Here is a 26,765-nt window from a genome sequence, read left to right on the forward strand (position 1 = left end):
CCATGGCTACCATCGCCCCATGACACCGCCTCGCCGCGGCGCGCACAGGCGCGACGCCGGGCCCGACCTGCCGCCGCGCGCCCGTCGCCGTCGCCGTCGCCGCAGACCGCTGCTCGTCGGCGTGCTCGCGCTCGCGGGCGTGCTCGCCGCCGCCGCCGTGGCTGCGGGCGCGGGTGTCTACGTGTTCGGCTCCTCCTGCGACCTCGACGCGCTGCGCGAGGCGCGCATCGGCCAGAACTCGTTCGTCTATGCCGCCGACGGCTCGCTTCTCGGGTCGATCCCCGCCGAGCGCAACCGCCAGGTCGTTCCCCTCACGCGCATCAGCCCCTGGATCCCGAAGGCGACGGTCGCGATCGAGGACAGGCGTTTCTACGAGCATGGCGGCATCGACCCCCAGGGCATCGCGCGTGCGGTGTGGGCGGACGTGCGAGCGCGCAGGGTCGTGCAGGGGGGGTCGACGATCACGCAGCAGCTCGTCCGCAACCTCTACATCTCGAACGAGCGCACCGTGCAGCGCAAGCTCAAGGAGGCGTGCCTCGCGCTGAAGCTGAACGACGCCTGGCCGAAGCAGCGCATTCTCGCGTCGTACCTCAACCAGGTCTACTACGGCAACCTCGCCTACGGCATCGAGGCTGCGTCGCAGACGTACTTCTCGAAGCCGTCGCGATCGCTCAACCTGCGCGAGGCGGCCCTGCTCGCGGGGATGACGCAGGCGCCGTCGGCGTACGACCCGTTCGCCGAGCCGGGCAGGGCGCTCGCGCGGCGCGACGAGGTGCTGCGCGCGATGCGGGAGCAGGGCGTGATCGACGAGCAGCAGTACCGGTGGGCACGGCGCGCGCGCGACCTCGGCCTGCGCCCGGGCCGGCTCTACAAGGAGATCCGAGAGCCGTACTTCTTCGCCTACGTCCGCGACCGGCTGATCCGCGCCTACGGCACGGAGACGGTGCGCTCCGGCGGGCTCACGGTCTACACGACGATCGTGCCGCGTTGGCAGAGGGCCGCCCGGGATGCGATCCGCGCAACGCTCACCGAGCCGACCGATCCCGCCGCCGCCGTGATCTCGATCGACCCGGCAACGGGGGCGATCCGTGCGATGACCGCCGTCGTCCCGGGCCGGCGCGACAACCAGTTCAACCTGCTCTCCCAGGCCCGTCGCCAGCCGGGCTCGACGTTCAAGACCTTCGTCCTCACGGCCGCCGTCGAGCAGGGCATCGACCCGGATACGAGCTACTACGTCTCCGCGCCGTTCACGTACAGGCCGGTCGGGGACGGCAACTGCGACGACGGCAGCTGGTGGTGCGTGAAGACGTACGACTCGCGCTACGCCGGCTGGATCTCCATCACGAGGGCGACGCTGCGCTCGGACAACAGCGTCTACGCCCAGCTCACCCTGGACGTGGGGCCCGAGCGCATCGCGGCGGTGGCGCGCAAGATGGGCGTGCGCACGCCGCTCGACGTGAACGGGAGCTATTTCCCGTCGATGGGCCTCGGCTCGATCGCCGTCTCGCCCCTCGACATGGCTTCGGCGTACGCGACGCTCGCGGCCGGCGGCATCTACTCCGAGCCGATGGCGATCCGGCGGGTCGTGCTCGCGGACGGCAGCGACGACACCGAGACCGGTTGGGGCACGCCGAAGCGCACGCGGGTGTTGTCCGACGGCGTCGCGGCGGAGGTGACGCGCATCCTCGAGGACAACGTCAGCTACGGCACCGGCACCCGCGCCGCCTTCGGCCGGCCGGCCGCCGGCAAGACCGGGACGACCGACAGGCACGCCGACGCATGGTTCGTCGGCTACACGCCGGATCTGGCGACCGCCGTCTGGATGGGCTACCAGGCGGGCGAGATCCCGATGGAGAACGTGCACGGGATCGCCGTCGCGGGCGGCACCTTCCCCGCGCAGATCTGGCGCCTGATGATGGAGCGCACGATCGGCCTGCGCCCCGTGCGCGACTTCCCGGCAGCGAAGACGCTCCCCGAATTCAAGCCCTTCCAGCGGGGAAAGTGGGCGCTCGCCTCCGATCCGTACGCGGCAGCGGCGACGACGGACAGCGCGACGGCCACGACGGCCGAGCCGGGATCCACCACGACGGCGCCGGCTGCGAACGAGACGACGCCCCGACCGTGAGAGGCCGCCTCGCCCCCGCGGCCGGGCTTGCGACGTTGGCTCTCGTCGCCGCGGCATCCGCGCTCGCGTGGCGAGAGGCATCCGCGCTCGTGCCGCGCGACGGCGGTCGCGGCGGCGGCTCGGCGCGCCTGTTCCTCGCGCTGCTCGTGGCGGCATTCGCCGCCTATCTCGTCGGGCTCGCCGCGGCGCGCCGGCACGGCGTCGGGCGCAGGGCGGCGGTGGCGCTCGCGCTGGCGATCCAGATCGTCCCTCTCGGCGCCCCGCTCCTGCTCTCCACCGACGCATGGACGTACTGGTCGTACGGATGGATCGCCGCCCGCGGCGGCGGCAATCCTTACGCCGATCGTCCGGCGGCGTTCCCGGACAGCCCGGCGCTGCCGCTGCAGGGGGCGGCCTGGCTCGAGACGACGTCCGTCTACGGCCCCGCCTTCACGCTGGCATCGGAGCCGGTCGCGCTTGCCGCCGGCGATTCCGCCGACGCCGCGGCATGGGCGTTCAAGACGCTCGCGGCACTCGCGGCGGTGGCAGCTGCGCTTCTCGCCGGGCGGCTCGCGCGCCGACCCGCCGCCGCGGTCGCGTTCGTCGGCTGGAACCCGCTCCTTGCCGTGCACCTCGCGGGCGGTGGGCACAACGATGCCTGGGTCGGGGCGCTGCTGATGGCGGCGCTCGCGCTCGCGGCGGCGCGGCGGCTCCAGGCCGCCGGCGTTGCCTGGGCGCTGGCAATCGCCGTCAAGTGGGTACCGCTGCCGTTCCTCGTGCTGCGGGCGCTCGAGGCTCGCGCCACGCGCCGCGCGACCGCCCACCTCGGGTTCGCGCTCACGGCTGCCGCCGTCGCGCTCGCGGCTACGCTCCGCTACGGCATCCACTGGCCTCTCGCCGTCGTGCCGCTGGCCGGCAACGCCGCGCTCGAGACGAGCTACGCGCTTCCCCACCGGCTCGAGCAGATCGGCTTACCCCGGGGAGCGGCACTCGCCATCGCGGGCGCCGTGCTGGTGGCGGGTTTCGGCTGGCTCGTCCGGCAGGCGCTGCGCGGCCGGGCCCGGCTCGGTCTCGCGGCCTGCCTCCTGCTCGCGACGACGCCGTACCTCGCCGTCTGGTACCTCGGCTGGGCCGTGCCGCTCGCCGCGGCCGAGGAGGACAGGGCCGCGAAGATGGGTTGCCTGCTGCTCTGCGCCTACCTGCTGCCGCAGGCGATCCCGCTCTGAGAGAGCTCTCAGCGGCGTCGCAGGAGCAGCACGCCGTCACGGGAGAACACGACCCGCCAGCCCGGGTCGGACAGGAGCTGCCGGAGCGCCAGCCGGAACCGTGCCGGCGCGACGGCGTCGTCGAGGTAGCTCGGGCGGGTGGTGTCGACGGCGATCCACGTCGCGTCGCGGACGACCGGGAAGCTGTAGATGCGCCGTCGCGCCGACAGGTGGGCGCCGAGGGTGTTCGTCGCGCTCACGACGGCGTCCGGCGGCACGCGTCGTAGCGCCTCGGCGGCGACGCGGTCATGTGCGGTGACGACGTGGTCGCGCGTACCGAGCCGGGAGCCGAACGGAACGTCGCGCCACAGCGGCAGCGGGCCGAGGACGACGCCGGCCAGCAGCGTCACCGCGGCCGCGCCCGCGGGAACGGCCGGTGCGAGCCGCGGCAGCCGCCGCCGCAGGCGCGCGGCACCGAGCACCGACGCCGCCACGAGCCCGGGGATCGCCGCCGCCGTGTAGTGAAAGTGGATCGACGTCTGCGTGCGGGTGCTCGAGAGCACGTTGAGCGCGATCTCGGGCAACGCGGTGAGCGCGAGCGCCGGCGCGAGCACGGCCAGGCCGGCCAGCGGCAGCACGAGGTCGGCGAGGTACGCGAGATCGTGTCGCGACGTCGCCGCGCCGAGAACGCGCAGCGGGTCGGTGACGAGCGTCGAGACGACTCCTGCCGGCGATCCGCCGATCTCGGCGTAGCGACCGGCGAACGGCGACCCCCCGCCGGGCGCGTAGTGCGGGACGACGACGACGACGGCGACGCCCGCGACGACGGTGCCGGCCAGCGCGATCGCCGCGCCGGCGAGCCGCCTCCCGTGGGCGAGCGCGTACCAGAGCCCGAGCGCCGCCACGGCGAGCCCCACCTGCTCCTTGGTCAGGCTGGCGAGAGCCGCGCACGCGGCGAACGGCACGACACGTTCCTCGTCGAGAAACCAGACGGCGGCGAGCAGGAGCGGCGTCGCCAGCGCGACCGGATGGAAGTCGTCGAGGACGAGCCACTGCGTCGGCGGGTAGAGCAGGTAGACGACGGCGAACGCCAGCCCCGCCCATTCCGATTCCAGGTGCTTGCGCGCGAGCAGGAACACCGGCACGGCCCCGAAGGCGACGGCGACCGCCTGTGTCACGAGCAGGAGCGACGGATGTGGCCAGAGCCGCCAGGCGGGTGCGAGGACGGCCACGATGGGGTCGAAGTGCGCGCCGAGACGCGAGATCTGGCGCCCCTGCAGGTCGGTGACCTCGAGGAAGCGGCCGTGCGCGGTCGACCACACGGCCTGCGTGAGGTTGCCCACGTCGAAGCGGCCGGTTTCGAATGCGCGATGCTGCAGCACCGACAGCGCAGACATGCCGGCGGCGAAGAGGCCCACTGCCCCTGCCAGGAGTGCACGAGGGCGCGTCACGCGGCCCGCAGCACCCGTTCCAGGAGCATGCGCCAGCGCGCCCCGAGCACGCTCTCGGCCGCATGCTCCTCGTAGGTCGTCCGCGCCGCCGCTCCGAGACGCTGCCGCAGGGACGGGTCGCCGGCAAGCCGCCGCACGGCGGCGGCGAGGGCGCCCGGGTCGCCGGCGGGGACGAGCAGCGCGTCCCGCTCGTGGCTGAGCAGCTCCCGCACGGCAGGCGTGTCCGCCGTCACCAGCGGGCGCGCGCAGGCGAGCGCCTGGAACACCTTGTTGGGAATCACGCGCGCCGCCTTGGCGCCCGTTCCGAACACGCCCAGCACGCAGCCGGCGCGCTGCACCGCGCCGGGGAGATCCTCGTAGTCGATCCACGGCACCCATTCCACGCTCGCCGGGCGTCCGTCGAGCAGCCGTTCGAGCTGCCCGCTGCCGACGACGCGGAAGGGAATCTCGGGAGCGAGGCGCGCGGCCGCGAGGATCGTCTCCAGCCCGTGCAGCGGTATCAGCTTCCCGACGAAGAGCGCGTGGAACGGCGGCTGCGCGGGCGCGCCGGGGCGGAAGAGCCGATCCTCGGCTCCCACGAGACAGACGTCGACCGCGTCGTCGGCGAGGTCGAACCGCGCGCGAAAGAAGCGGGCGTGCGCGTGCGTGTCGGCGACGACGAGATCTGCACGCCGGAACGCCCGCCGGTCGGCCGCGCTGATGACGCGCGCCGCCGGTGAGCCGTGGCGAAAGCGCCCGCGATCGTCGACGAGGGTGTCGTACAGGGACACGAGGGGGTTGAACACGACCGGGCGTCCGCGTGCGGCCCGTCTCGCGGCCGGCAGGTCGAAATGTCCCGGGTAGCCGACGATGAGGACGTCGGCGTCGCCGCGCCCGCCGCGCCGAAGGCGCAGCTCGGCGTCCGCGAGCCGGGCGAGCTGGCGCAGCCCGAGCGACCAGTTGTGGCGGCGCTCCCAGACCGGCCGCTGCTCCTCGTACACCTCGACACCGGCCCCGCGCAGCGCGGAGATCACCTGCGCATTTCGCGGGTACGAACGGTCGTACGTGCCGAAGTAGAGGACGCGCACCGCGGCTCTGTCAGGCGCTCGTCAACGGAGGACCTCGTCGATGAGCCGCTCGGCCCGCTCGCCGTCGCCGACGCGCTCCTCGTGATGGCTCGTGATGAGCTCGGAGATGAGCCCGAGCGAGAGCAGCTGGATGCCGACGACCAGGAGCAGCACGCCGAGCGTGAGCAGCGGGCGCTGCCCGATCGCCGAGCCGCCGAGCTTGATCGCCGTCAGGTAGACGAGGATCACGAAGCCGATCAGGCTCGAGAGCAGGCCGAGCCCGCCGAAGAGGTGCAACGGGCGATGGCGGTACCTCCCCATGAAGGTGACGGTGAGGAGGTCGAGGAAGCCGCGCACGTAGCGCTCGACCCCGTAGTTCGAACGGCCGTGCTCGCGTGGACGGTGGTTGACGGGCAGCTCGGCGATGCGGTAGCCGCGGTAGTGCGCCAGGATGGGCACGTAGCGATGGAGCTCTCCGTACAGCCGCATGCCGCGCAGCACCTCGGCGCGGTACGCCTTGAGCCCGCAGTTCATGTCGTGCAAGCGCAGACCGGAGACTCTCCCGGCAACCGTGTTGAAGATCTTCGACGGGATCCGCCGCGAGAGCGGGTCGCAGCGCTTCGTCTTCCATCCCGAGACGAGGTCGTAGCCCTCGTCGAGCTTCGCGAGCAGCCGCGGGATCTCGGACGGGTCGTCCTGGAGGTCGCCGTCGATCGTGACGACGACGTCGCCGCTCGCCTCGGAGAAGCCGGCGTCGAGGGCGGCGGCCTTGCCGAAGTTCCGTCGCAGGCGCACCACGCGCACGTTGTCGTGGGCGGCGTGCAGCCGCGTGAGCGCGTCGAAGGTGCCGTCGCTGGAACCGTCGTCGACGAACACCGCCTCCCACGGACGGCCGTCCGGCTGCAGCGCCGCGACGAGCTCCTGGTAGAGAAGCGCGGCGCTGCGCTCCTCGTCGTGCACGGGGACGACGACCGAGATCACGCCGCGAGGGTACCCCCTGGGCTCGCCGCCGACACGGTAGCGTTGGAGCATGTCCTCTCTGCTGACGCCCGAGGACGCGCTCGAGCGCATCGTCTCCCGCGTACGTGTGCTGCCGAGCGAGCAGGTGCAGCTCGCCGCCGCGGCGAACCGCGTGCTGGCCGAACCCGCGCGCGCTCTCGTCGACCTGCCCCCCTTCCCGAGCTCCGCGATGGACGGCTTCGCGCTGCGCGCGGCCGATGCTCCCGGCGTGCTGGCCGTCGTCGGCCGGGTCGCGGCCGGCCGACCCGCGGAGCGCCCGCTCGCCCCGGGTGAGGCGATGGGCATCTCCACCGGAGGCGTCGTGCCGGAGGGGGCAGACACGGTCGTCCCGCTCGAGATCGCCGTCGACCGCGGCGACAGCGTCGAGGTGCCGGACGTCTCGTACGGCGACAACGTGCGCCGGCGCGGCGGCGACATCGCCTGCGGCGAGGTGGCGCTGGCTGCGGGCCTCGAGCTCACACCGACCCGGATCGCCGCCCTTGCCGCCTGCGGCGTCTCGCGCGTGAGTTGCGCGCGGGTACCCCGCGTCGCCGTGCTCGTGACCGGCACGGAGCTGCGCACGCCGCCGGACGAGCTGCGGGAGGGCGAGATCTACGAGTCGAACGGCGTCATGCTCGAGGCGGCGCTCACGCGGGCGGGGGCCGCCGTCGATCGCGTCGGCGTCGTCTCGGACGACGCGGTCGAGCATCGGGAGGCGATCGCGCGCGGTCTCGAAGCGGACGTGCTCGTCACCTCGGGAGGCGTCTCCGTCGGCCCGCACGACCTCGTGCGCAAGGTCGAGGCGGAACTGGGCGTCGAGGAGGTCTTCTGGGGCATCGCCATGCGCCCCGGCAAGCCGCTCGCGTTCGGCGTGCGCGGCGACACCCTCGTCTTCGGCCTGCCGGGGAACCCCGTCTCCTCGCTCGTCGGCTGCCTGCTCTTCGTCGTTCCCGCGTTGCGCGCGCTGCAGGGCGCCGCCGACGCGGGCTGGCGCTTCCTGCCCGGCCTGCTTGCCGCGCCGCTGCGCCGCAACGCCGTGCGCGACGACTTCGTGCGCGCCCGGAGCGTGTGGGGCGCGGCCGGGGTGACTCTCTCCCCCGTGAGCGGCCAGGAGTCGCACATGATCGTACGCGCGGCGGCCGCAGACGCACTCGTGCGGGTTCCGCGTGGAGAGGGAGAGCTCCCCGTGGGAGCGACGGTCGGCTACCTCCCGCTCTGAGGCGCCTGCCCGCCGCCTCTGACCACGAGCGAGCCGAGCTGCATCGCAACCGCAGCCCACAGGAAGAGCGCCAGTGTCGTCGCCCACGGCACGAGCCCGAGCGTCAGCAGCGCGGTGAGGTAGAGCGGTGCCGTCGCTCCGAGACCGAGCTGGGCGCTGATCGCCGCCAGGGCGAGTGCCGGCCCGGCGAGGCCCAGCCCGAAGAGCACGCCTCGCCGACGGCCGTGCCCGCACTGCGGCAGCCAGAGCCAGGCATACAGCGACGGGAGCACGAACACGAGGCCGTACGGGCTTACGAGCGCCGTGAGCAGGGCGATGCCGGCGAGGGCCGTGAGAGCGACGGCGTAGCCGGCGAGAACCTCGTCCGCCGTCACGGGCGCGGAGGCGCGGAGGCCGCGCCGCATCCGCCCCCAGCCCGCCGCTGCGAGCGCGCCGAGCACGGCGAGCCCGACCGCCGGCCACTCCGCGACGGCCGGGCTGGACGGAGGCGGTGGGATCGGGGAATCCCGCGGGAAGACGCCGATGAGCGCCCCGATGCCGATGAGGAGGGCGAACCACAGCCAGAGGCCGGCGCGCGCACGCTGGGCGCGCCAGGCATCGCGCAGCGGCAGGCGGCGCCGTCGACAGCGGGCAAGCAGGTCGACCGTGCCGATGAGGTAGGGGAGCAGCGCGGCGAGGAGCACGAGCTCGATCGCCCAGCCGCGCACGACGCGGTCACCGAGGTAGAGGTAGCCGGCGCTGCCGCCGGCGAGCTCGATGCCGGCGTCGAGGGACGCGATCAGGCTTTCGACGGCACGGCCGAGCTGGCCGAACCGCGCCGCGTCGAGGCGCTCCGGCACGTCGCCTTCGGGTGTCGCGCCCGTGTCATCCGAGGTTGCGATGCGCACGGCCGAGATGCGCCGGCCGAGGAACGGCGCCTGCTCGCCGTAGCCGAACGGCACGGCGAGATCGACGAGCTGCGTGAGCCAGCCCGGCCGTGCAGGTGGGCGCCCGAGCTGGGCGGTGATGCGCACGTCGGCGGTGCGCAGGAGCGCGGGCGCGGGTGAGCGCGGCGCTGTGCCGGAGATGACGAGCCGTGGCCGCGCAGAGCCGGCGAGACCGTCGAGGGAGACCACGGCGAGCACACGGCCCCGGAACGTCGACGTGCGGGCGAAGCGCGCGGCGCCGAAGCCGCCGTACGCGCCGCCGTCCGAGGAGAGGAAGACGAGCGTGTGTCGGGGGGTCGGACGGGACGCGGCGGTCCCGAGGCGGGCATACCCCCGCGCCAGCTCGATGAGCGCCGCGGTGCCCGAGGCGTTGTCGTTCGCGCCCGGCCCGCCGCCGTCGTTGTCGCGATGGGCGACGAAGACGATCGCGTCCTCGGCCGTGCCGCGGACGACCGCGAAGATGTTGCGCAGCTCGACGGGCCCCAGCCCCGGGATCGCCTCCTTCCAGGTGTCCTCCGTCGTCGGGAGCCCGTACAGCGCCAGCTTCTCCTCGAACCAGCGGGCGGCGCCGGCGGCCCCCGCGGTACCGGGCTTCCGATTCGGGTTCTCCCGCGCGAGCTCGGTCGCGAGCGCCGTCGCGGCGGCCCCGTCGAAGGATGGCGGCAGCGTCGGGGCGGGCAGCGGCCCCGGGCGGCCGATCGTGAACGCGAGCAGCAGCAGCGGCGGCAGGAGCACGAGCAGCGCGCTGCGTACGAGGCGCGTGTTGACGGGACGCTCGACGGAGCCGCGGCGCGGCCTCCTGCGGGAGCTACGGGGCCGGGCGGCTTTCATCGACCGGGCTATAGTACGAGCGGCAGGCAAACGCGCGCCCCGCGCGAAGGACGCGACGATGCCCGAATCCTCGACCATCCTCCTCGTCGACGACGAGGACTCGATCCAGAAGCTCCTGACCTACCCGCTCGAGCGGGACGGATACCGGGTCGTACAGGCGCGCGACGGCGAGGAGGCGCTCCGCCGCTTCGCCGAGGAGGCGGTCGATCTCGTCGTCCTCGACATCATGCTGCCTAAAGTCGATGGACTCGAGGTGTGCCGGCGTCTGCGCGCGCAGAGCACCGTGCCGATCATCATGCTGACGGCGCGCGACGACGAGCTCGACAAGGTCCTCGGACTCGAGCTCGGCGCCGACGACTACATCACGAAGCCGTTCCTCATCCGCGAGTTCCGAAGCCGTGTGCGCGCCGTCCTGCGGCGCGCGGCCACTCCGCACCTCGGGACCCGGCGCGAGGAGGTCATCGACCGGGGAGAGGTCGTCATCGACCTGCCGCGCCGCACCGTGGAGGTGCGCGGCGAGCCCGTCCAGCTCACGTTCGTCGAGTTCGAGCTGCTGGCGCTGCTGGCCTCTGCGCCGGGCGTGGTGTTCTCACGGCGCCAGCTGCTCGAGCGCCTCCGTGGGGGCGCCGACTATCGCGAGCCGCGCACGATCGACGTCCATGTGCGGCACCTGCGGGAGAAGATCGAACGCGAGCCGCGCGAGCCCGAGCTCATCCTCACCGTGCGCGGCGCCGGCTACCGCTTTCGCGACGGATGATCCTGCCGGGAGGCATCCGGCTCAGGCTGGCGCTGGCGCTCATCTTCATCGTCGGCGGAGCGCTGCTCGCCGCGTACGTGATCGTGGTGCCGTCGCTGGAGCAGCGCCTCGTCGACGCGAAGCTCGAGCAGCAGCAGTCGGACGCGGAGATCCTCGCGTCGAACTACGCGGTACAGGACGCCGCCGGCAGGCTCAACCCCGACGACTTCGTCGACGTCGCGGCGTTCGTCTCGAACGCCCGCGTCGTGCTCTTCAACGTCGTCGGGCCGCCGGTCAGGCTGCTGCGGTTGGCCGACTCATCCGGCGTCGGCTCGCGGGAGCTCACGAGCGACCCCATCGCCGTGAAGGCGGCGCAGGAGGGGTTTCAGCGCGGTCGCGTGCGCCGCGACGGCCGCTGGTATGCCGAGGTCGCGCTCCCGCTCCTCACGACGGGCGACGTGATGCTGTTGTCCGGATCGCTCGAGGACCAGCTCGCGACCGTCCGGCTCGTCGAGCGGCGGCTGCTCGTCGCGACCGCCGCCGCGCTCGCGATCGCGTTCGGCCTCGGGTTCGTCGCGGCCGCGATGCACGCGCGGCGAATCCGCCGGCTGCAGCAGGCTGCCGATCGCATCGCCGAGGGCGCGTTCGACGAGCCGGTCTACGACGACCGCAGCGACGAGCTCGCGCAGCTCGCGCGGTCGTTCGACCGCATGCGCCTCCAGCTCGCGCAGCTCGACCGCGCCCGCAAGGAGTTCGTCGCAAACGCCTCGCACGAGCTGCGCACGCCGCTGTTCTCGCTTGCGGGCTTCCTCGAGCTGCTCGCCGACGAGGACCTCGACGAGGAGACGCGACGCGAGTTCCTGGCGACGACGCGGGGTCAGGTCGAGCGGTTGACGAAGCTCGCGACCGACTTGCTCGACCTCTCGCGCATGGACGCGGGCCGGCTGCGCGTCGAGCGCGAGGAGCTCGACCTGGCCGAGACCGCCCGCCTGCTCGCGGAGGAGCTGGGCGCTCTCGCCGACGCGTCCGGCCACGTGCTCGAGGTGGTGGCGGACGATGAAGTGCCGGCCTGGGGCGACGAGGAGCGCGTGCTGCAGATCGGCCGCGCCCTCGCGGGCAACGCTCTCCATCACACGCCGGCCCGCACGCGCGTCGTGATCCGCGCGGAACGGCGCCGGGGCTGCGTCGCCCTCGCGGTCGAGGACGACGGCCCGGGGATCCCGGCCGAGCACCAGGAACGGGTCTTCCAGCGCTTCTATCGCGTCGACGGTGGGCAGGCGTCCGGCAGCGGGCTCGGGCTGGCCATCGCGCGCGAGCTCGCCGACCGCATGGGCGGCAGCGTCGTGCTCCACAGTCGACCCGGGCGGACGGTGCTGACGCTCGAGCTGCCCGCCGCCGAGCCGGCCGCCGCCGCGACCGCCCCCGCCGCCGAGTGAGGCGTTCGCTGTCGCGCTCCTCCTCCACGTGAAAGCGTTTCCACGTGAAAACGTCGCCGCGCGTTCGCGTGCTTCCGCCTGCCGCCCACGACGTCCGCGCTGTGACGCCCGGCGGCCCAGGCTAGAGTGCGGCGGTGCGCCCGGCTCCGCCAGCGATCGTCGCCGTGGTCGCCGCGCTGCTCGGCGGTATCACCGCGCTCGTGCTCGGCGCTGCGACCGGCCTCACGAGCGGCGAGACGCGGACCGTCGTCGTGCCGGGCGCAGCGGTGACGACCGAGCTTCGCCCGGCGGCGGTGCCGGCACTCGGCAACCGCTTCGATCCCGCCGCGATCTACGCCGCGCGCGCGCCCGGCGTCGTCACGCTCTACGCCGATCTCGGCGCGGACGGCCAGTCACAGGGATCGGGATTCGTCGTCGACGCGGCCGGAACGATTCTCACGAACGCGCATGTCGTCACGAACGTCGCCGCCGCGGCGGGGCAGAAGGTGGTCGGAGCCCGGAGGCTGTATGCCGAGTTCAAGGACCGGGACCGTGCTCCCGCGCGCATCGTCGGCTGGGATCTCTTCAGCGACGTCGCCGTCGTCCGTGTCGACCCGGCCGACCACGCTCTCGCCCCGGTGCCGCTCGGGGACTCGGCGTCCGCCGTCGTCGGGGAGCCCGTGGCAGCGATCGGCAGCCCGTTCAACGAGCAGAGCTCGCTTTCCGTGGGGGTGGTCTCGGCCACCGACCGGACGATCGAGTCGCTTACCTCGAGCTTCAGCGTCGTCGGCGCGATCCAGATCGATGCCCCGATCAACCGCGGCAACTCCGGCGGCCCCCTGTTCGACGCTCGCGGCCGCGTGATCGGGATCAACGCCCAGATCCGCTCGACGAGCGGATCTGCGGAGGGTGTCGGGTTCGCGATCCCGATCGACGTGGCGCGCCGCGCGCTCGTGCAGCTCGAGCGCTTCGGACGGGTCTCGTACGCATACGTCGGGATCACGACGCAGGACGTGACACCGGGTCTCGCGCGCCGCTTCGGCTTCGCCGCCGCACGCGGCGCTCTCGTCGCCAGGGTCGAGCCGGGCACGCCGGCGGCGAAGGCGGGTCTCCGCGGCGGAAGCCGCTCCGAGACCGTCAACGGGCTGCGCGTGGCGCTGGGCGGCGATCTCATCGTGCGCATCGGCTCCGTGCGGATCGACGGCGCAGGGGACGTGTCCCGCGCCGTCCTGGAGCTTTCCCCGGGGCAGAAGGTGCCGTTTGTCGTGCTGCGGCAGGGCACGAGGCGCGAGACGATCGAGGTCACGCTCGCCGAGCGGCCGGCGTAGCCTTCCCGGCTGTGCGCCCGCTGCTCGTCGTCTCGAACCGCGCCCCGGTCGGCGTCGACGTCGACGCCGACGGCAACCGCGCTACGCGCCGTGGTGCAGGCGGCCTCGTGAGCGCGCTGCGGCCGCTCATCCGCGACCACGCCGTGACGTGGGTCGCGAGCGCGACGACCGATGCCGAGCGCGCGCTCGCGGCCGCGGGATCCGTCGACCAGCAGGGCGAGGACGGCAGCCCGTACCGGCTGCGCTTCGTCGCCCACGACCTCGAGGCGTACAGGCTCTTCTACGAGGTCGTGGCGAATCCCGCGCTGTGGTTCGTGCAACACGGCCTGTGGCGGCTCAAGCACGACCCGGAGGCCGACCTCGCGGGTGCGTGGCGCGACGGCTACACGACCGTGAACGCCGCGTTCGCCGCCGCCGTGCTCCAGGAGCTGGAGCAGGCGCCCGACGCGGGAGTCCTGTTCCAGGACTACCACCTCTACGAGGCTCCGGCCATGGTGCGCGAAGAGCGCCCGGAGGCGCGCCTCGCGCACTTCGTGCACATCCCGTGGCCCGGTCCGGGCGAGTGGTCGGTGCTCCCCCGTGCGCTTTCCGTGCGCGTGCACGAAGGGCTTCTCGCGTGCGACAGCGTGGGATTCCATACCGAGCGCTGGCGGCGAGCCTTCGTCGAGAGCTGCGCGGTGCTGCTCGGCCGCGGAGACGAGGCGGCCGCGTGCTCGCACGTGAACCCGGTCGCGGTGGACGCGTCCGGGCTGGAGGCCGTCGCCGGCAGCGCCGCCGTGAAGGAACGCGAGGCGGATCTCGTGGCCGCGCGTCCCGAGATCCTCGTCCTTCGCGTCGACCGCACCGATCCGTCGAAGAACGCGGTCGCCGGCTTCGCCGCCTTCGGGCACCTGCTCGGCCGCCGGCCCGATCTGCACGGGCGCATCGGCATGCTCGCCCTGCTCGACCCGTCGCGGCAGGCGATCCCCGAGTACGTCCGTTACCGCGAGGCGCTCGAGCACGAGGCGCGCAGGGTCAACGCGTCGTTCGGTGGAGCGGGCTGGGTTCCGATCGACCTGCGCGTCCGTGACGACTTCCCGGGCTCTGTAGCCGCCTACCGCCAGTACGACGTGTTGCTCGTGAACCCGCTGCGAGACGGGCTCAACCTCGTGGCGATGGAGGCACCGCTCGTGAACGCGCGCAACGGCGTGCTCGTGCTCTCCCGTGAGGCCGGCGCGTGGGAGGAGATCGGCCGCTGGGCGCTCGCCGTCGATCCCTCCGACGTCGCGGGCACCGCCGATGCGCTCGAGCAGGCGCTTGCGCTCGCCCCCGCCGAGCGGCGGCGGCGGATCGAGGGCATCAGGCGTCGGGTGCGCGCACACGACACTCGTGCCTGGGCCGCCGCGGAGGTCGCCGCGCTCGATGCCCGCAGTACGATGCGCTCGTGAGCGCGACTCCTCTCTTCGCCGCGGGCGAGCTCGTATCGGTCGACCCGGCGACGCTGCGCGAGGTCGGCCGCGTCGTCGCGACGGAGCCGGAGGCGATCGGCGAGATCGTGGCCGAGGCCCGCATGGCGCAGGAGCGATGGGCGCGGGAGCCCTTCGAGCAGCGCTCGCGCGTGTTGCGTGGCGTCGCGCGCGCGCTCCTCGACGCCGGAGAGGAGATCGCGGAGACGATCGTCGCCGAGACCGGAAAGCCGATCGTGGAGGCGTACACCTCCGAGCTGTTCGTCTGTCTGGACAACCTCATATGGCTCGCGTCGCACCTCGGGAGGGTGTTGCGCCCCGAGCGCGTCCCCATGCCGCAGCTCCACGTGCGCCACAAGAGCGCGTCGCTGCGCTACGAGCCGGCGGGCGTCATCGGCATCATCTCGGCCTGGAACTTCCCCCTGGGGGTGCCGCTGACGCAGGCGGCGACGGCCGTGGCCGCCGGCAACGCGGCGGTCGTCAAGCCGTCCGAGCTGACGCCGTTGACCGGGGCGTGGGTCGAAGAGCTGTTTCGGCGGGCGGGGGCTCCCGCCGGTCTCGTGCGCATCGTGCAGGGCCCGGGCGAGACCGCCGGCGATGCGATCGTCCGCCAACGGGGGATCCACCGGGTCGTCTTCACCGGCTCGTCCGATGCCGGTCGCGCTGTCGCGCGGCGGGCCGCCGAGCGACTCTGTCCCGTCACCCTGGAGCTCGGCGGCAAGGATCCGATGCTCGTGCTCGACGACGCCGACCTCGAGCGGGCGGTGGAGGGCGCGCTGTGGGCGTCGTTCTCCAACTGCGGGCAGGTGTGCTCGGGTGTCGAGCGCATCTACGTGGACGCCTCTCTCTACGAGCCGTTCGTGGCCCGGCTCGGTGAGCGCGCCCGCGCTCTCCGCATCGGTCGCGGCAGCGACCCGCGCACCGACCTGGGCCCGCTCGTCACCGAGATGCAGCGCGCCAGGGTGGAGGAGCTCGTCGCCGACGCGGTCGAGCGCGGCGCAGCAGTCGTCAGCGGCGGGGGGCGACCGCCGCTGGGGCTGCCCGGCTGGTTCCTCGAGCCGACCGTGCTCGCCGAGGTGCCCGCGGACGCTCGCGTCCATGCCGAGGAGATCTTCGGGCCCGTCGTCATAGTTGCCAGCATGGAGAACGAGTCGGACGGCATTCGCCGGGCCAATGCCTCGCGCTTCGGACTCGGCGCCAGCGTGTGGACCCGCGACCGGCAGCGCGGGCGGCGGGTGGCCGAGCAGCTCGAGGCCGGCTCGGTCTGGATGAACGACCATGCCTATTCGTACGGCGCATGTCAGGCGCCGTGGGGCGGCCGCAAGGAGTCCGGCTACGGCCGCACCCACTCCAAACATGGCCTCTACGAGATGTCCCAGGTCAAGTACACCGACGCCGATCGCGGTCGGCTCACGCCTCCATGGTGGTACCCGTACTCAGAGGAGGTCGTCGACGGTTTCCGCGGCGCCCTCGGCGCTCTCTACGGCGACGGCGTCCGCGGGCGGGCCGCCGCGCTCGTCGCGCACCGTCACGGTCTCGTCGCGCTCGGAAGGAGGGCGTTGCGCCGATGAGCGACCTCTCTCACGTCGACGAGAGCGGTGCCGTGCGGATGGTCGACGTCGGCGCGAAGCCGCTCTCACGTCGGCGCGCAGTGGCGCGGGCAACCGTGCGGATGGCGCCGGCGACGGCCGCGCGCCTCGGCGCCCTCCCCAAGGGCGACGCCCTCACGACCGCGCAGCTCGCCGGCATCATGGCCGCCAAGCGCACGAGCGACCTGATTCCGCTGTGCCATCCGCTGCCGCTCTCGGTCGTCGACGTGCGGCTGACCGTCGTTGCCGGCGGCGTCGAGGTCGAAGCCGTGGCGGAGACGACCGCGCGGACCGGCGTCGAGATGGAGGCGCTGATGGCGGTATCCGTGGCCGCGTTGACGGTGTACGACATGGCGAAGGCGGTGGACAAGGAGATGTCGATCACGGACGTGACACTCGTCGAGAAGACGAAGGAGGTCGTGTGCGCGCCGCCGTCCTGACCGTGTCGGACGGCGTCCGCGCAGGCACGCGCGAGGATCGCAGCGGCGACCTCCTCGCCGAGCTCCTGCGCGCGGACGGGTTCGAGGTCGTGCGCAGACTCGTCGCCGACGAGCGCGACGAGATCGCGGCGGCGATCGCAGAGCTCGCCACGGGCAGCGCGCTCGTGCTGACGACGGGCGGCACGGGCTTCACGCCCCGCGACGTCACGCCCGAGGCGACCCGCGCCGTGATCGAGCGGGAGGCGCCCGGAGTCGCAGAGGCCATCCGCGCCGACGCGCGCGAGAAGACACCGCACGCGCTCCTTTCGCGCGGCATCGCGGGTCTGCTCGGCGCGACACTCGTCGTCAACTTGCCGGGGTCGCCCGGTGGTTGCCGTGACGGCTACGAGGTGCTGCGCCCCGCGCTGGCGCACGGCCTCGAACTCGCCGCCGGCGACCAGGAATCGCGGCACCGGCAGACGTGAGCAGCGCCGCGGCCTCGCTTCCCCGTCGCTTCGCCTCGCTCGTGCGCATCGAGCACACGGTGTTCGCGCTGCCGTTCGCGTACGTCGGCGCTTTGCTCGGCGCGGACGGATTCCCCGGTTTCGGCGACCTGTTGTGGGTGACCGTGGCGATGGTGGGTGCGAGGACGCTGGCGATGGGCCTGAACCGCCTCGTCGACGCCGAGATCGACGCGCGCAACCCGCGCACGGCAGCGCGGGAGATCCCGTCGGGTGCGCTGTCGCGGCGTCAGGTGTGGGTGCTCTGCGGCGCAGCGCTCGCGCTCTACCTCGCCGCCGTGCTGCAGCTCGATCCCGTCGTGCGCTGGCTGTGGCCGATCCCGGTGCTGCTCTTCGTCGTCTACCCGTACCTGAAGCGCGTCACGTGGCTCTGTCACCTCTGGCTCGGAGCCTGCACGGGCCTCGCCCCGGTCGGCGCCTGGCTCGCGGTCACCGGCACCGCACCCTGGGAAGCGTGGGCGCTGTTCCTCGCCCAGGGGCTGTGGGTGGCAGGCTTCGATCTCTTCTACGCCCTCTTCGACATCGACCACGACCGCGACGCGGGCTTGCACTCGTGGGCGACGCGCTTCGGCGAGCGCGGGGTGTTCGCCGGCGCCCGGCTGTTCCACCTCGCCGCCGTGGGGATGCTCGCGGCCGTCGGCGTCGGCCTCGAGCGGGGCATCCTCTACTGGCTCGGCGTCGCCGCGGCGGCCGTGCTCCTGCTCTACGAGCATGCGCTCGTGCGGCCCGGCGACCTGCGCCGGCTCGACGCCGCCTTCTTCACGGTCAACGGCGCTATCAGCGTCGTCTTCCTCGCCTTCGTCGCCCTCGACACCCTGCTCTGAGCGCAGCGGGTGTTCTCGCGAGCGCGGGGGCGGCCGGGCGGCCGGCGCACTTTCGGCACGCACTCGGCACACACAGGGCACGGATTCGCCGCTACCGTGACATCAGGGCACCGGGGGTGCCCCTGGGGGTGGTTGTGCGCATGATGCAGCGGCCTGTCGCATGCGGCGGCAGGAGAACGGCGACGGCAGCGGAGGCGTGGCGCGGGTGATCTCGGCAGAGGGCCTCGAGAAGCGATACGGCCGCAAGCGCGTTCTGCGCGGCATCTCGTTCGTGCTCCCGCGGAACGGCTTCCTGCTCGTGACCGGGCCGAACGGCTCGGGCAAGACGACGCTGCTGCGGCTCGTCGCAGGTCTTGCGGCGCCGACGAAGGGCACGCTGCGCGTCGGCGTGGAGCGCGCCGACGTCGGCTACCTCGGCCACGAGCCGCTGCTCTACCGGGAGCTGACGGCGATGGAGAACCTCGATCTCTTCGGCCGGCTCTACCGCGTGCCGGAGCGTCGCGAGCGGATCGGGATGCTGCTCGAGCGCTTCGGGCTGTGGGATGTCCGCGGCGACCGCGTCTCGACCTACTCCCGCGGCATGACGCAGCGCCTCGCTCTCTGCCGCACCCTGCTGCACGAGCCGGCGCTGCTCGTTCTCGACGAGCCGTTCACGGCGCTCGACGAGGAGGGGGCGGCGCTGCTGGATCGCGAGCTCGAGGCGATCGCCGGCGCCCGCACGGTGCTGCTCTCGACCCACGACCCCGGCCGTGTCGCCGCGCTCGCCGGCGAGCGCCTGGTGCTCGCGTGACGGGCTACGCAGCCGACGTCGTCGCGCTCGCGCGCAAGGATCTGAAGCTCGAGCTGCGCGCGCGCGACACACTCCCGGCGATGCTGCTCTTCGTCGTCTCCACGCTCGCCGTGTTCCACTTCGCCCTGCCCGCCGGCACGGGCGCGGGGGCCGCGTACGGGCTGCTCTGGGTCGCGATCGTGTTCACCGCGCTCCTCGGCCTCGGCCGCGCCTGGGCGCCGGAGCGCGACGGCGGCGCGCTCGACGGCCTCGTGCTCGCACCCTGCGACCGCAGCGCCATCTGGCTCGGCAAGACCCTCGCCACGCTCGTCTTCCTCGCGGCCGCCGAGATCGTCGCGCTGCCGGCGTTCGCGCTCTTCTTCGCGCCGCTCGACCTCGTCGCGATCGCCGGCGTGGCGCTGGCGAGTGTCGGCATCTGCGCCGTCGGGTCGCTCCTCGCCGCGATGGCTGCGGCGAGCCGGGGACGTGAGGTCATCCTGCCGCTGCTCTTCCTGCCGCTGTCGATCCCCCTCGTCGTGGGCGGCGTCGGAGCCGGAATCTCGCCCGACGGGGCGACGTATCTCTCCTTTCTCGGACTCTACGACGCCGTCTTCGCGATACTTTCCTGGGCCACCTTCGAGTATGTCGTCACGGAATAACCTCCCCTTCTTCGCCTTCACCGCCGCCGCCCTCGTCGGGCTAGCCGTCGTGATGGCGTTCCTCGTCGCGCCCGAGGACGCTGACCAGGGGATCTCCCAGAAGATCTTCTACTTCCACGTCCCGATCGCCCTCACCGCCTACGGCTGCTTCGGACTCGGCGCCTGGAAGGCGCTGCGGCTCCTCTGGGTCGGCGGCGAGCGGCGCGATCTCGAGAGCTACACCGCCGTCCACCAGGGCACGATCTTCGGCGCTCTCACGCTCATCACCGGCTCGATCTGGGCGAAGGCGTCATGGGGCGTGTGGTGGAGCTGGGGCTCGAACCAGCTCGTCCTCTTCCTCGTTCTCTTCCTCTTCTACTGCGCCTACTTCATGCTCCGCTTCTCGGTCGAGGAGGGGGCGAGGCGCGAGCGCATCTCGGCCGTCTACGCGCTCTTCGGCGTCGCCTTGATCCCGGTCAGCTTCCTCGCGATCCGGCTTGCAAGCGACTTCATCCACCCGACGGTCTTCACCCGCGCCGGGCCGCAGATGACCGGCACGATGTTCGCCGCCTTCCTCGTCAGCTGGCTGGCCATCAGCTGGCTCGCCTATGCGATGTACCGCGTCGAGCTCGCCGGCAAGCGCACGGACGCGCACCTGCGCGAGCTGCGCGAGGCGTTGACATGAGCCAGGTGCAGTACGTGGCGCTCGCCTACGGCGTCGTGTTCGTGTTCGTCCTCGTCTGGGCGGCGATCATCGCGACCAAGCTGGCGCGGCTCGAGCGCGAGACCGCGGAGCTCGCGGAGCTGGCACGCGGGCGCCGGGACGATGGCTGAGCTGCTCGTCTGGCCCGCGCTGATCGCCTACGGAGAGGCCGCGTTCGCGTACGCCGGCGTGCTCCGAGGGCCGGGCGTCGCAGGCCGGCTCGGCATCTGGGGCGTGCGCGTGGGCTGGCTGGCGCAGACGGCGCTTCTCGTGGCGCAGGCGCTCGACAGCACCGGCTTCCCGTGGGGGACGTGGGCGGGCGCGCTCAACCTGTTCGTCTGGCTCGTCGTCAGCACGTACCTGATCTGGGGCTGCCGGCCGCGCTACCGGCTGCTCGGTCTCACCGTGATGCCGCTCGCTGCAGCGCTGCTGGCCGCCGCCTGGGCGGGCGGAGGAACGAGCGTCGCGAGCCGCGACGAGCCGGGCGGCCTGCTCGCGCTGCACGCCGGGCTCATGCTTGCCGGCTTCGCCGGCTTCACGCTCGCGGCAGGCATGGCCGGCCTCTACCGCTGGGAGGAGCGCCGCCTCAAGCGCCGGGACTCGGGCCTGCTGCGGTTGCGCGTGCCGCCGCTCGACTCGCTCGACCGTCTCGCGGCCAGAACCACCGCCGCGGCGCTCGCGCTGCTGACCGTCGGCATCGTGGTCGGTCTCACGAGCTTCGAGCGCGGCGACTTCGACGCCGCGATGGCCGTCACCCTCGGTATCTGGGCCGTCTACGCCACCGGTCTCGTGCTGCGCCGGGAGGCTGGTCTGCGCGGCCGCCGGTTCGCATCGCTCCTGCTCGCGGGCTTCGCCCTCGTCGCCGTCGTCCTGCCCCTGACCCACTTCGCGTCGTGAAGCTCTCGCTCGTCGGCGTCTCTCACCACCAGGCGCCCGTCGAGCTGCGCGAGCGCGTCGCGATCGACGGCGCCGCCGCCGCCGCGCTTGCCCGCGAGCTCGCGGACGGTTGCGAGGTCGTCGTGCTGTCGACCTGCAACCGCACCGAGATCTACCTGGCAAGCGAGCAGCAGGCGCGGCTCGACGAGCGCGCGGCCGCTGCGCTGCTCGCGCTCGCCGGCGAGGAGCGGGATGCGCTCTCCGCAGTCATCTATCGCCTCGGCGACGACAGCGCTGCCCTGCACCTGTTCCGCGTCGCTGCCGGGCTCGACTCGCTCGTGCCCGGGGAGGGCGAGATCCTCGGGCAGGTGCGCGGGGCGTTCGAGTCGGGCGCCACGGGGCCGCTGCTCGACCGCCTCTTCCGCCAGGCGCTGCATGCGGGCCGGCGCGCCCGCGTCGAGACGGCGATCGGCGAGAGCCCCGCGTCCGTGCCCGCCGCCGGCGCGGCGCTTGCACAGCAGGTGTTCGGTGAGCTGGGGGGACGGAAGGTGGTGCTCGTCGGCGCCGGCAAGATGAGCGAGCTGACCGCCCGCAACCTTCGCTCCCGCGGCGCCACGATCGCGGCCGTCGCCAACCGCACGCTCGAGCACGGCGGCGATCTTGCCGAGCGGGTGGGCGCGCGCGCCGTCGGCCTCGACGGCGTGGCCGAGTTGCTCGGTGAGGCGGATGTCGTCGTGACCTCGACCAGTGCGCAGGGGTTCGTGCTCGACGGGGAGACCTTCGGCCCCACGGTGCGCGCCCGCCGCGGCCGGCCGCTGCTGTTCGTCGACCTTGCCGTCCCTCGCGACGTCGACCCGGCGCTCGCGGGCGCGGACGGCTGCTTCGTGTACGACATCGACGATCTGCAGGCCGTCGTCGAGGCGTCGCTCGCCGGCCGCCGTTCGGAGGCCGTCCGCGCCGAGCGGCTGGTCGCCGCCGAGGCGGAGCGCTTCCGCGAGTGGCAGGCGTCGCTCAGCGTCGTCCCGGCGATCGCCTCGTTGCGTGCCCGTGCGGAGGAGATTCGCGCCGCTGAGCTCGCGAAGGCCGAGGGCAGGCTCGGCCGCCTGCCCGAGAGCGAGCGCAAGCTCGTGGAGTCCGTCACCTCCCAGATCGTGGCGAAGCTCTTGCACATGCCGACCGTGCGCATGAAGGAGGCGGCCGCCGCCGCCGACGGCCTCGTCTATGCTGATGTCGTGCGGCACCTGTTCGGGCTGGAGGAAGAGGAGCGGAAGCCGTGATGAGCCCGCTGCTCGTCGGGCGGCCGTTGCCGCTCCAGGCTCCGACCGCCTTCGTGCGCATCCGCCCACGGGGTCGCCGGCTCTGCGGCGAGACGCACACCGCTCCCTTCCGCCGCTGCTGTGCTGCTGCGCGTCGGTTCCCGCGGCAGTAGGCTCGCGCTCACCCAGGCCGAGCGTGCCGCAGAGGCACTGCGCCGGTCGGGGATCGAGATCGCGCTCGTGCCCATCACCACCGCCGGAGATCGCGACCGCACGCGCCCGTTCGGCGAGATCGGCTCGCGCGGCGTGTTCGTCAAGGAGCTCGAGGAGGCGCTGCTGGGGGGGCGCATCGACGTCGCCGTGCACTCCGCGAAGGACATGACCTCCAGCGACGCCGAGGGCCTCGTCGTCGGCGCCTACACCCGGCGCGAGGACGCCCGCGACGCGCTGTGCGGGGCGACCGAGCTTCGGCCCGGGATGCGCATCGGCACGGCTTCGGTGCGGCGCCGCGCGCAGCTGCTCGCCCTCGAGCCGGCACTCTCGATCGAGCCCCTGCGTGGGAACATCGACACGCGGTTGCGCAAGCGCGGCGAGCGCGGGCTCGACGCCGTCGTGCTCGCGGCGTGCGGCCTCGACCGCCTGGGGCTCGATGGCGAGATCGGCCTGCGGCTCGATCCGTCGCTGATGCTGCCCGAGGCCGGGCAGGGAGCGCTGGCGCTCCAGGTGCGCGCCGGGGAGGAGCATCTCGTCGCCGACGCCGACGACCCCGAGACGCGCCGCCGGGTCGAGCTCGAACGCCGTTGCGTCGCGCTCCTCGGCGGCGGCTGCCTCGCGCCGGTTGCCGCCCACCACGACGGCGTCACGTTGACGGCGCTCGTCGCAGACGAGAACGGAGCCTGGGTCGAGCGGCGCAGCGGCGACGACCCGGTGTCCCTCGCCGCGGAGCTCGCCGCCTTCGTCGGATGAAGCTGATCGTCACACGTCCCCGCGGCCAGGAGGCGGAGCTCGTCGCGCGGCTCGAGGCGCTCGGCCACGAGGTCGTCCACTGCCCGCTGCTCGAGATCGAGCCGCTCGGCGACGACCCGGTCGACGTGGAGGGCTACGACTGGGTCATCGTGACGAGCCCGAACGGCGCCCGGGAGCTCCTGCGCCGTGCCCGCGGGACGTTGCCGCGTATCGCCGCGATCGGCCGCGCCACCGCCGACGCGCTCGGCGGCGCCGACCTCGTCGCCCGCGTCTCGACGCAGGAAGGCCTGCTCGCGGAGCTGCCGCGCCCGGCCGGCCGCGTCCTCGTGGCCGCCGCCGAGGGCGCCCGTCCGCTGCTCGTCGCCGAGCTCGACGCCGACTTCGTGCCGCTCTACCGCACCCGCGAGCTGCGGCCCGCCGCCGCACCCTCGGGCGACCTCTGCCTGCTGGCGTCGGCGTCGGCCGCACGCGCGTTCGGCGCGCTCACCACGGGCATTCCCGCCGTCTCGATCGGCCCCGAGACGAGCCGCGCCGGGCGCGAAGCTGGAGTCGAGATCGTCGCCGAGGCTGGTACGCACGACGTCGACGGGCTCGTCGCCGCCGTCCTCCGCGCGGTCGCGCTCTAGACTCGGCCGGTGTTCATCGCGTTCCTGACCGACTTCGGCCTGCAAGACGACTTCGTCGGCACCTGTCACGGAGTCATCAAGCGCATCGCGCCAGAGGCCGAGATCATCGACATCACGCACGGCATTCCGCCGCAGGCGGTCCTGCAAGGCGCGCTCGTGCTCGCCAACACCCTGCCCTACATGCCGATCGGCGTCCATCTCGCCGTCGTCGACCCGGGAGTCGGCGGGCACCGGCGGGCGCTCGCGCTCGAGGACGCGGGCGGGCGCCTCTACGTGGGGCCGGACAACGGCCTGCTCATCCCGGCAGCCGAGCAGGCGGGCATCGTCGAGGCGCGCGAGCTCGCGAACCCCGCCTACGCGCTCGAGTCGATCTCGCGCACGTTCCACGGCCGTGACCTGTTCGCTCCTGCCGCCGCGCATCTAGCCGCCGGCGTCCCCCTCGCCGAGTTCGGGCCGCCGATCGACCCAGCCGCCCTCGTCCGGCTCGACCTGCCCGAGCCGTCCTTCGACGACGCCGTCGTCGGCGCGACGGCCCTCTACGTCGACAGCTTCGGCAACATCGCGCTCAACCTGACGCGCGACGATCTCGACCGCATCGGCATCGTGCCCGGCACGCGCGTCGAGCTGGAAGTGGCCGGCGCGCGCTGCTACGCGGTCGTGGCGCGGACGTTCGCGGACGCACGCTCCGGCGACGTCATCCTGTACGAGGACAGCTACCGGAACATGTCGGTCGCGATCTCGAACGGCAACGCGGCCCGGATGCTACACGCGGCCGTCGGGCAGTCGCTGCGCATCCGCCCCGTCTGACCCCGTCGTGCGTCTGCTTGGCGCCGGCGCCGACATGCGCTAGTGTCGATCGGAACGAGAGACGTCGGCGGCGCGGTCATTCCGGTCACGACGTCTCTCCGCTCGTGTGGGCCAGAGAACGGCCGTGGCTGCGGGACGCACCGCGGCCGACGGAACCGATCATGCCGGACGGCTCGCGAACCGGTTGCTCCCGGGCTCGCCGGCAGGCTCCTCAGGGATCTTCGCGAATGCGGAATCCCCGAGCGGGGATTCCGCATGTTGCACCGGCAAGCATGGCGAGGGCCGGACTTGAACCGGCGACACCACGGTTTTCAGCCGTGTGCTCTACCAGCTGAGCTACCTCGCCGCGGCCCGCAGTGTACCCTCACGCGGGCGTTCGAGACCGCGCACGGTAGGCTCCTGCCCCGTGAGCAGCGAGCACGCGAAGGCCGTCTCGATCATCGGCGCCCCGCTCGATCTCGGCCAGACCCGCCGCGGCGTCGACATGGGGCCGTCGGCGATACGCTATGCGGGCCTGGAGGAGCGGCTGGCGGAGATCGGCTACGCGGTCACCGAGCGCGGCAACGTCGCCGCGCCCGAGCCGGAGGCGCTCACCGTCCGCGACGCGCGTGCGCGCTACCTCCCCGAGATACTCGACGCATGCGCGGCCCTCGCGGCTCTCGTCGAGGGCGCTGTCCGTGAAGGCGCCCGCCCGCTCGTCCTCGGCGGCGACCACGCGATCGCGCTCGGAACGCTCGCGGGGCTCGCGGCGGCCGCGGGGCAGCCGGGCGGCGTGATCTGGATCGACGCGCACGGCGATCTGAACACGCCGGAGACGAGCCCGTCCGGCAACGTGCACGGAATGCCCCTCGCCGCCGCCCTCGGCCGCGCGCCGGAGTGGTTCCGTCACGACGGGCTCGCGCTTCCGGCCGTGACGCCGTCCCGCGTCGCCCTCGTCGGCATCCGCTCTCTCGACCCCGCGGAGCGCGCCTACCTGCGCGATGCCGACATCAGGGTGTTCACGATGAGCGACATCGACCGGATCGGGATCGAGCGGGCCGTGCGCGAGGCCCTCGACCATGTCGCCGGCCCCGGCTTCGTCCACGCCTCGCTCGATCTCGACTCGCTCGACCCCGAGGTGGCACCGGGCGTCGGGACGCCCGTGCGAGGCGGCCTCACCTACCGCGAGGCCCACCTCGCCTGCGAGCTGATCGCCGAGTCGGAGCTGCTCGGGTCGTTGGAGGTCGTCGAGGCGAATCCGATCCTCGACCGCGAGAACACGACCGCGCTGACAGCCGTCGAGCTCGTCGCGAGCGCGCTCGGCAAGACGATCCTCTGACCGACTCTCACGCGGGCCGGTGCGCGAGCGCCACCCGCGCGCGTCCCGGCACGACGACGGATCCGTCCTCGCGGACGTAGGTGCGCAGCCGTTCCGCGGCCCCCGCGCGAATCGCTGCGACCTGCGCCGGTGTCGCCGAGGCGACCGCCTGCGCGAGCATGCGCGAGGTGTCGAGCGCCACCGCCCACCATTCGTCGAGCGACGCGGCGTGCCACGCGATCTCGACGTCGTCGAGCGACACGAGGTCGAGCCCGCCGCCCTCGAGCACCGCCCGCAGCCGCGCGGGATCGGCGAGCCCGAACGGGCCGGGCGCATCCGGCTCGGGCCTCTCGACCAGGCCCAGAGCGAGGCAGGCCCGCCCCGCCGCGGTCATCCAGTCGTTGTGCTCGGGCTCGGCCCAGACCGCGACAGCGGCGTTCCGCCCGGGCCGGAGCACGCGGCCGATCTCCCGTGCCGCCGCGTCGCAGTCGGGGACGAGCATGACGCCGAAGCGGCAGAGCACGTCGTCGACCGACGAGTCGGGCAGGTCGACCGCAGCAGCGTCGACCACCCGGTATTCGACGTTCGCGAGCGCGAGCTCCTCGCCACGGCGGCGAGCGGCAGCGACCATCTCCGGCGCCACGTCCGTGCACAGCAGCAGCCCGGCGGCGCCGATGCGCGCGGCGGCGAGGAAGCCGGTGTCCCCCGGACCGGCCGCGAGCTCGAGCACGCGGTCGCCGGGCCGCAGATCCACCAGCTCGACCATGCG

At 73.2% G+C, this 26,765-nt stretch carries 26 protein-coding genes and 1 tRNA gene; 21 read left to right on the forward strand and 6 right to left on the reverse strand.

Annotation, left to right across the window (positions count from 1 at the left end):
- Positions 1-19: 19 nt before the first annotated feature.
- Together Gocc_RS11000 and Gocc_RS11005 are read left to right on the forward strand one after the other, a co-directional pair.
- On the forward strand, positions 20-2,125 hold the full coding sequence (locus tag Gocc_RS11000) for a transglycosylase domain-containing protein (RefSeq protein WP_114796613.1): 2,106 nt from the start codon (positions 20-22) through the stop codon (positions 2,123-2,125).
- Positions 2,122-3,330 carry an MptA/MptB family glycosyltransferase gene (locus tag Gocc_RS11005; RefSeq protein ID WP_181813598.1) on the forward strand — a complete coding sequence of 403 codons (1,209 nt, stop codon included), beginning with the start codon at positions 2,122-2,124 and terminating at the stop codon, positions 3,328-3,330. The genes Gocc_RS11000 and Gocc_RS11005 overlap by 4 nt, the downstream gene beginning before the upstream one ends.
- An 8-nt stretch (positions 3,331-3,338) precedes the next feature.
- Here Gocc_RS11005 and Gocc_RS11010 read toward each other — a convergent pair whose 3' ends face one another.
- From Gocc_RS11010 to Gocc_RS11020, 3 genes are read right to left on the reverse strand one after another with little or no spacing between them, the layout of a single operon-like run.
- Entirely contained in the window at positions 3,339-4,727 is a 1,389-nt protein-coding gene (locus tag Gocc_RS11010; protein ID WP_114796615.1) for a DUF2079 domain-containing protein, read from the reverse strand.
- A 29-nt stretch (positions 4,728-4,756) separates the two neighbouring features.
- Entirely contained in the window at positions 4,757-5,827 is a 1,071-nt protein-coding gene (locus tag Gocc_RS11015) for a glycosyltransferase family 4 protein (RefSeq protein WP_114796616.1), read from the reverse strand.
- A 21-nt stretch (positions 5,828-5,848) separates the two neighbouring features.
- Positions 5,849-6,787 carry a glycosyltransferase family 2 protein gene (locus Gocc_RS11020; RefSeq protein ID WP_220150579.1) on the reverse strand — a complete coding sequence of 313 codons (939 nt, stop codon included), beginning with the start codon at positions 6,785-6,787 and terminating at the stop codon, positions 5,849-5,851.
- 49 nt (positions 6,788-6,836) lie between these two features.
- On the opposite strand from Gocc_RS11020, the gene Gocc_RS11025 reads away from it, so the two are divergent.
- On the forward strand, positions 6,837-8,024 hold the full coding sequence (locus Gocc_RS11025) for a molybdopterin molybdotransferase MoeA (protein WP_114796618.1): 1,188 nt from the start codon (positions 6,837-6,839) through the stop codon (positions 8,022-8,024).
- On the opposite strand, the gene Gocc_RS11030 is transcribed toward Gocc_RS11025, so the two are convergent.
- The gene (locus Gocc_RS11030) at positions 8,009-9,781 is read right to left on the reverse strand and encodes a M28 family metallopeptidase (RefSeq protein WP_181813599.1); all 1,773 of its coding nucleotides are present in this window, start codon (positions 9,779-9,781) and stop codon (positions 8,009-8,011) included. The two genes, Gocc_RS11025 and Gocc_RS11030, sit on opposite strands and share 16 nt — an antisense overlap.
- Positions 9,782-9,839: 58 nt before the next feature.
- Between Gocc_RS11030 and Gocc_RS11035 the strand changes: the two genes are divergently transcribed.
- From Gocc_RS11035 to Gocc_RS11105, 17 genes are all read left to right on the forward strand, one after another.
- Positions 9,840-10,538, forward strand: coding sequence for a response regulator transcription factor (locus Gocc_RS11035; RefSeq protein ID WP_114796718.1), 699 nt, complete (start codon positions 9,840-9,842; stop codon positions 10,536-10,538).
- On the forward strand, positions 10,535-11,953 hold the full coding sequence (locus Gocc_RS11040; RefSeq protein WP_114796620.1) for a sensor histidine kinase: 1,419 nt from the start codon (positions 10,535-10,537) through the stop codon (positions 11,951-11,953). Before Gocc_RS11035 ends, Gocc_RS11040 begins: the two co-directional genes overlap by 4 nt.
- A 134-nt stretch (positions 11,954-12,087) precedes the next feature.
- The gene (locus tag Gocc_RS11045; RefSeq protein WP_114796621.1) at positions 12,088-13,260 is read left to right on the forward strand and encodes a S1C family serine protease; all 1,173 of its coding nucleotides are present in this window, start codon (positions 12,088-12,090) and stop codon (positions 13,258-13,260) included.
- An 11-nt stretch (positions 13,261-13,271) separates the two neighbouring features.
- Positions 13,272-14,687, forward strand: coding sequence for an alpha,alpha-trehalose-phosphate synthase (UDP-forming) (locus tag Gocc_RS11050; RefSeq protein ID WP_114796622.1), 1,416 nt, complete (start codon positions 13,272-13,274; stop codon positions 14,685-14,687).
- Positions 14,684-16,276, forward strand: coding sequence for an aldehyde dehydrogenase family protein (locus Gocc_RS11055; RefSeq protein WP_181813600.1), 1,593 nt, complete (start codon positions 14,684-14,686; stop codon positions 16,274-16,276). The genes Gocc_RS11050 and Gocc_RS11055 overlap by 4 nt, the downstream gene beginning before the upstream one ends.
- A complete protein-coding gene (gene moaC / locus Gocc_RS16250) occupies positions 16,273-16,734 on the forward strand; it encodes a cyclic pyranopterin monophosphate synthase MoaC (protein WP_181813601.1) in 462 nt (153 codons plus the stop codon). The genes Gocc_RS11055 and moaC overlap by 4 nt, the downstream gene beginning before the upstream one ends.
- Positions 16,716-17,198: a MogA/MoaB family molybdenum cofactor biosynthesis protein gene (locus tag Gocc_RS16255; protein ID WP_181813602.1), complete on the forward strand. Its 483-nt coding sequence runs from the start codon at positions 16,716-16,718 to the stop codon at positions 17,196-17,198. Before moaC ends, Gocc_RS16255 begins: the two co-directional genes overlap by 19 nt.
- Positions 17,195-18,058 (forward strand): UbiA-like polyprenyltransferase, encoded by an 864-nt coding sequence (locus Gocc_RS11065; RefSeq protein ID WP_181813603.1) that lies wholly within the window; start codon positions 17,195-17,197, stop codon positions 18,056-18,058. Before Gocc_RS16255 ends, Gocc_RS11065 begins: the two co-directional genes overlap by 4 nt.
- Before the next feature lie 160 nt (positions 18,059-18,218).
- Entirely contained in the window at positions 18,219-18,848 is a 630-nt protein-coding gene (locus Gocc_RS11070; RefSeq protein WP_114796625.1) for an ABC transporter ATP-binding protein, read from the forward strand.
- A complete protein-coding gene (locus Gocc_RS11075; RefSeq protein WP_181813605.1) occupies positions 18,845-19,486 on the forward strand; it encodes a heme exporter protein CcmB in 642 nt (213 codons plus the stop codon). The genes Gocc_RS11070 and Gocc_RS11075 overlap by 4 nt, the downstream gene beginning before the upstream one ends.
- On the forward strand, positions 19,470-20,150 hold the full coding sequence (ccsA, locus tag Gocc_RS11080; protein WP_114796627.1) for a cytochrome c biogenesis protein: 681 nt from the start codon (positions 19,470-19,472) through the stop codon (positions 20,148-20,150). Before Gocc_RS11075 ends, ccsA (Gocc_RS11080) begins: the two co-directional genes overlap by 17 nt.
- Positions 20,147-20,299 (forward strand): hypothetical protein, encoded by a 153-nt coding sequence (locus Gocc_RS16260; RefSeq protein ID WP_181813606.1) that lies wholly within the window; start codon positions 20,147-20,149, stop codon positions 20,297-20,299. The genes ccsA (Gocc_RS11080) and Gocc_RS16260 overlap by 4 nt, the downstream gene beginning before the upstream one ends.
- The gene (gene ccsA, locus Gocc_RS16265) at positions 20,292-21,065 is read left to right on the forward strand and encodes a cytochrome c biogenesis protein CcsA (RefSeq protein ID WP_114796628.1); all 774 of its coding nucleotides are present in this window, start codon (positions 20,292-20,294) and stop codon (positions 21,063-21,065) included. The genes Gocc_RS16260 and ccsA (Gocc_RS16265) overlap by 8 nt, the downstream gene beginning before the upstream one ends.
- Entirely contained in the window at positions 21,062-22,321 is a 1,260-nt protein-coding gene (hemA, locus tag Gocc_RS11090; RefSeq protein WP_181813607.1) for a glutamyl-tRNA reductase, read from the forward strand. The genes ccsA (Gocc_RS16265) and hemA overlap by 4 nt, the downstream gene beginning before the upstream one ends.
- A 120-nt stretch (positions 22,322-22,441) precedes the next feature.
- The gene (gene hemC / locus Gocc_RS11095; RefSeq protein WP_114796629.1) at positions 22,442-23,266 is read left to right on the forward strand and encodes a hydroxymethylbilane synthase; all 825 of its coding nucleotides are present in this window, start codon (positions 22,442-22,444) and stop codon (positions 23,264-23,266) included.
- A complete protein-coding gene (locus tag Gocc_RS16785; RefSeq protein WP_114796630.1) occupies positions 23,263-23,892 on the forward strand; it encodes a uroporphyrinogen-III synthase in 630 nt (209 codons plus the stop codon). Before hemC ends, Gocc_RS16785 begins: the two co-directional genes overlap by 4 nt.
- A gap of 9 nt (positions 23,893-23,901) precedes the next feature.
- Complete coding sequence (locus tag Gocc_RS11105) at positions 23,902-24,699, forward strand: SAM hydrolase/SAM-dependent halogenase family protein (protein ID WP_114796631.1); 798 nt, start codon at positions 23,902-23,904, stop codon at positions 24,697-24,699.
- Between the two features lie 273 nt (positions 24,700-24,972).
- Here the strand turns inward: Gocc_RS11105 and Gocc_RS11110 are convergent.
- Positions 24,973-25,045, reverse strand: a tRNA-Phe gene (locus Gocc_RS11110).
- Between the two features lie 60 nt (positions 25,046-25,105).
- On the opposite strand from Gocc_RS11110, the gene rocF reads away from it, so the two are divergent.
- Positions 25,106-26,017: an arginase gene (rocF, locus tag Gocc_RS11115; RefSeq protein WP_114796632.1), complete on the forward strand. Its 912-nt coding sequence runs from the start codon at positions 25,106-25,108 to the stop codon at positions 26,015-26,017.
- A 7-nt stretch (positions 26,018-26,024) separates the two neighbouring features.
- On the opposite strand, the gene Gocc_RS11120 is transcribed toward rocF, so the two are convergent.
- On the reverse strand, positions 26,025-26,762 hold the full coding sequence (locus Gocc_RS11120; protein WP_114796633.1) for a class I SAM-dependent methyltransferase: 738 nt from the start codon (positions 26,760-26,762) through the stop codon (positions 26,025-26,027).
- Positions 26,763-26,765: the final 3 nt, after the last annotated feature.

The organism is Gaiella occulta (assembly GCF_003351045.1).
GTDB lineage: Bacteria > Actinomycetota > Thermoleophilia > Gaiellales > Gaiellaceae > Gaiella > Gaiella occulta.

Coding starts and splice junctions, on each gene's coding strand:
- Gocc_RS11070 (WP_114796625.1), top strand. CDS start 18,219: ATGCGGCGGCAGGAGAACGGCGACGGCAGCGGAGGCGTGGCGCGGGTG.
- Gocc_RS11035 (WP_114796718.1), top strand. CDS start 9,840: ATGCCCGAATCCTCGACCATCCTCCTCGTCGACGACGAGGACTCGATC.
- Gocc_RS11000 (WP_114796613.1), top strand. CDS start 20: ATGACACCGCCTCGCCGCGGCGCGCACAGGCGCGACGCCGGGCCCGAC.
- moaC (WP_181813601.1), top strand. CDS start 16,273: ATGAGCGACCTCTCTCACGTCGACGAGAGCGGTGCCGTGCGGATGGTC.
- Gocc_RS16785 (WP_114796630.1), top strand. CDS start 23,263: ATGAAGCTGATCGTCACACGTCCCCGCGGCCAGGAGGCGGAGCTCGTC.
- Gocc_RS16260 (WP_181813606.1), top strand. CDS start 20,147: ATGAGCCAGGTGCAGTACGTGGCGCTCGCCTACGGCGTCGTGTTCGTG.
- Gocc_RS11025 (WP_114796618.1), top strand. CDS start 6,837: ATGTCCTCTCTGCTGACGCCCGAGGACGCGCTCGAGCGCATCGTCTCC.
- Gocc_RS11030 (WP_181813599.1), bottom strand. CDS start 9,781: ATGAAAGCCGCCCGGCCCCGTAGCTCCCGCAGGAGGCCGCGCCGCGGC.
- ccsA (WP_114796628.1), top strand. CDS start 20,292: ATGGCTGAGCTGCTCGTCTGGCCCGCGCTGATCGCCTACGGAGAGGCC.
- ccsA (WP_114796627.1), top strand. CDS start 19,470: ATGTCGTCACGGAATAACCTCCCCTTCTTCGCCTTCACCGCCGCCGCC.
- Gocc_RS11040 (WP_114796620.1), top strand. CDS start 10,535: ATGATCCTGCCGGGAGGCATCCGGCTCAGGCTGGCGCTGGCGCTCATC.
- Gocc_RS11120 (WP_114796633.1), bottom strand. CDS start 26,762: ATGGTCGAGCTGGTGGATCTGCGGCCCGGCGACCGCGTGCTCGAGCTC.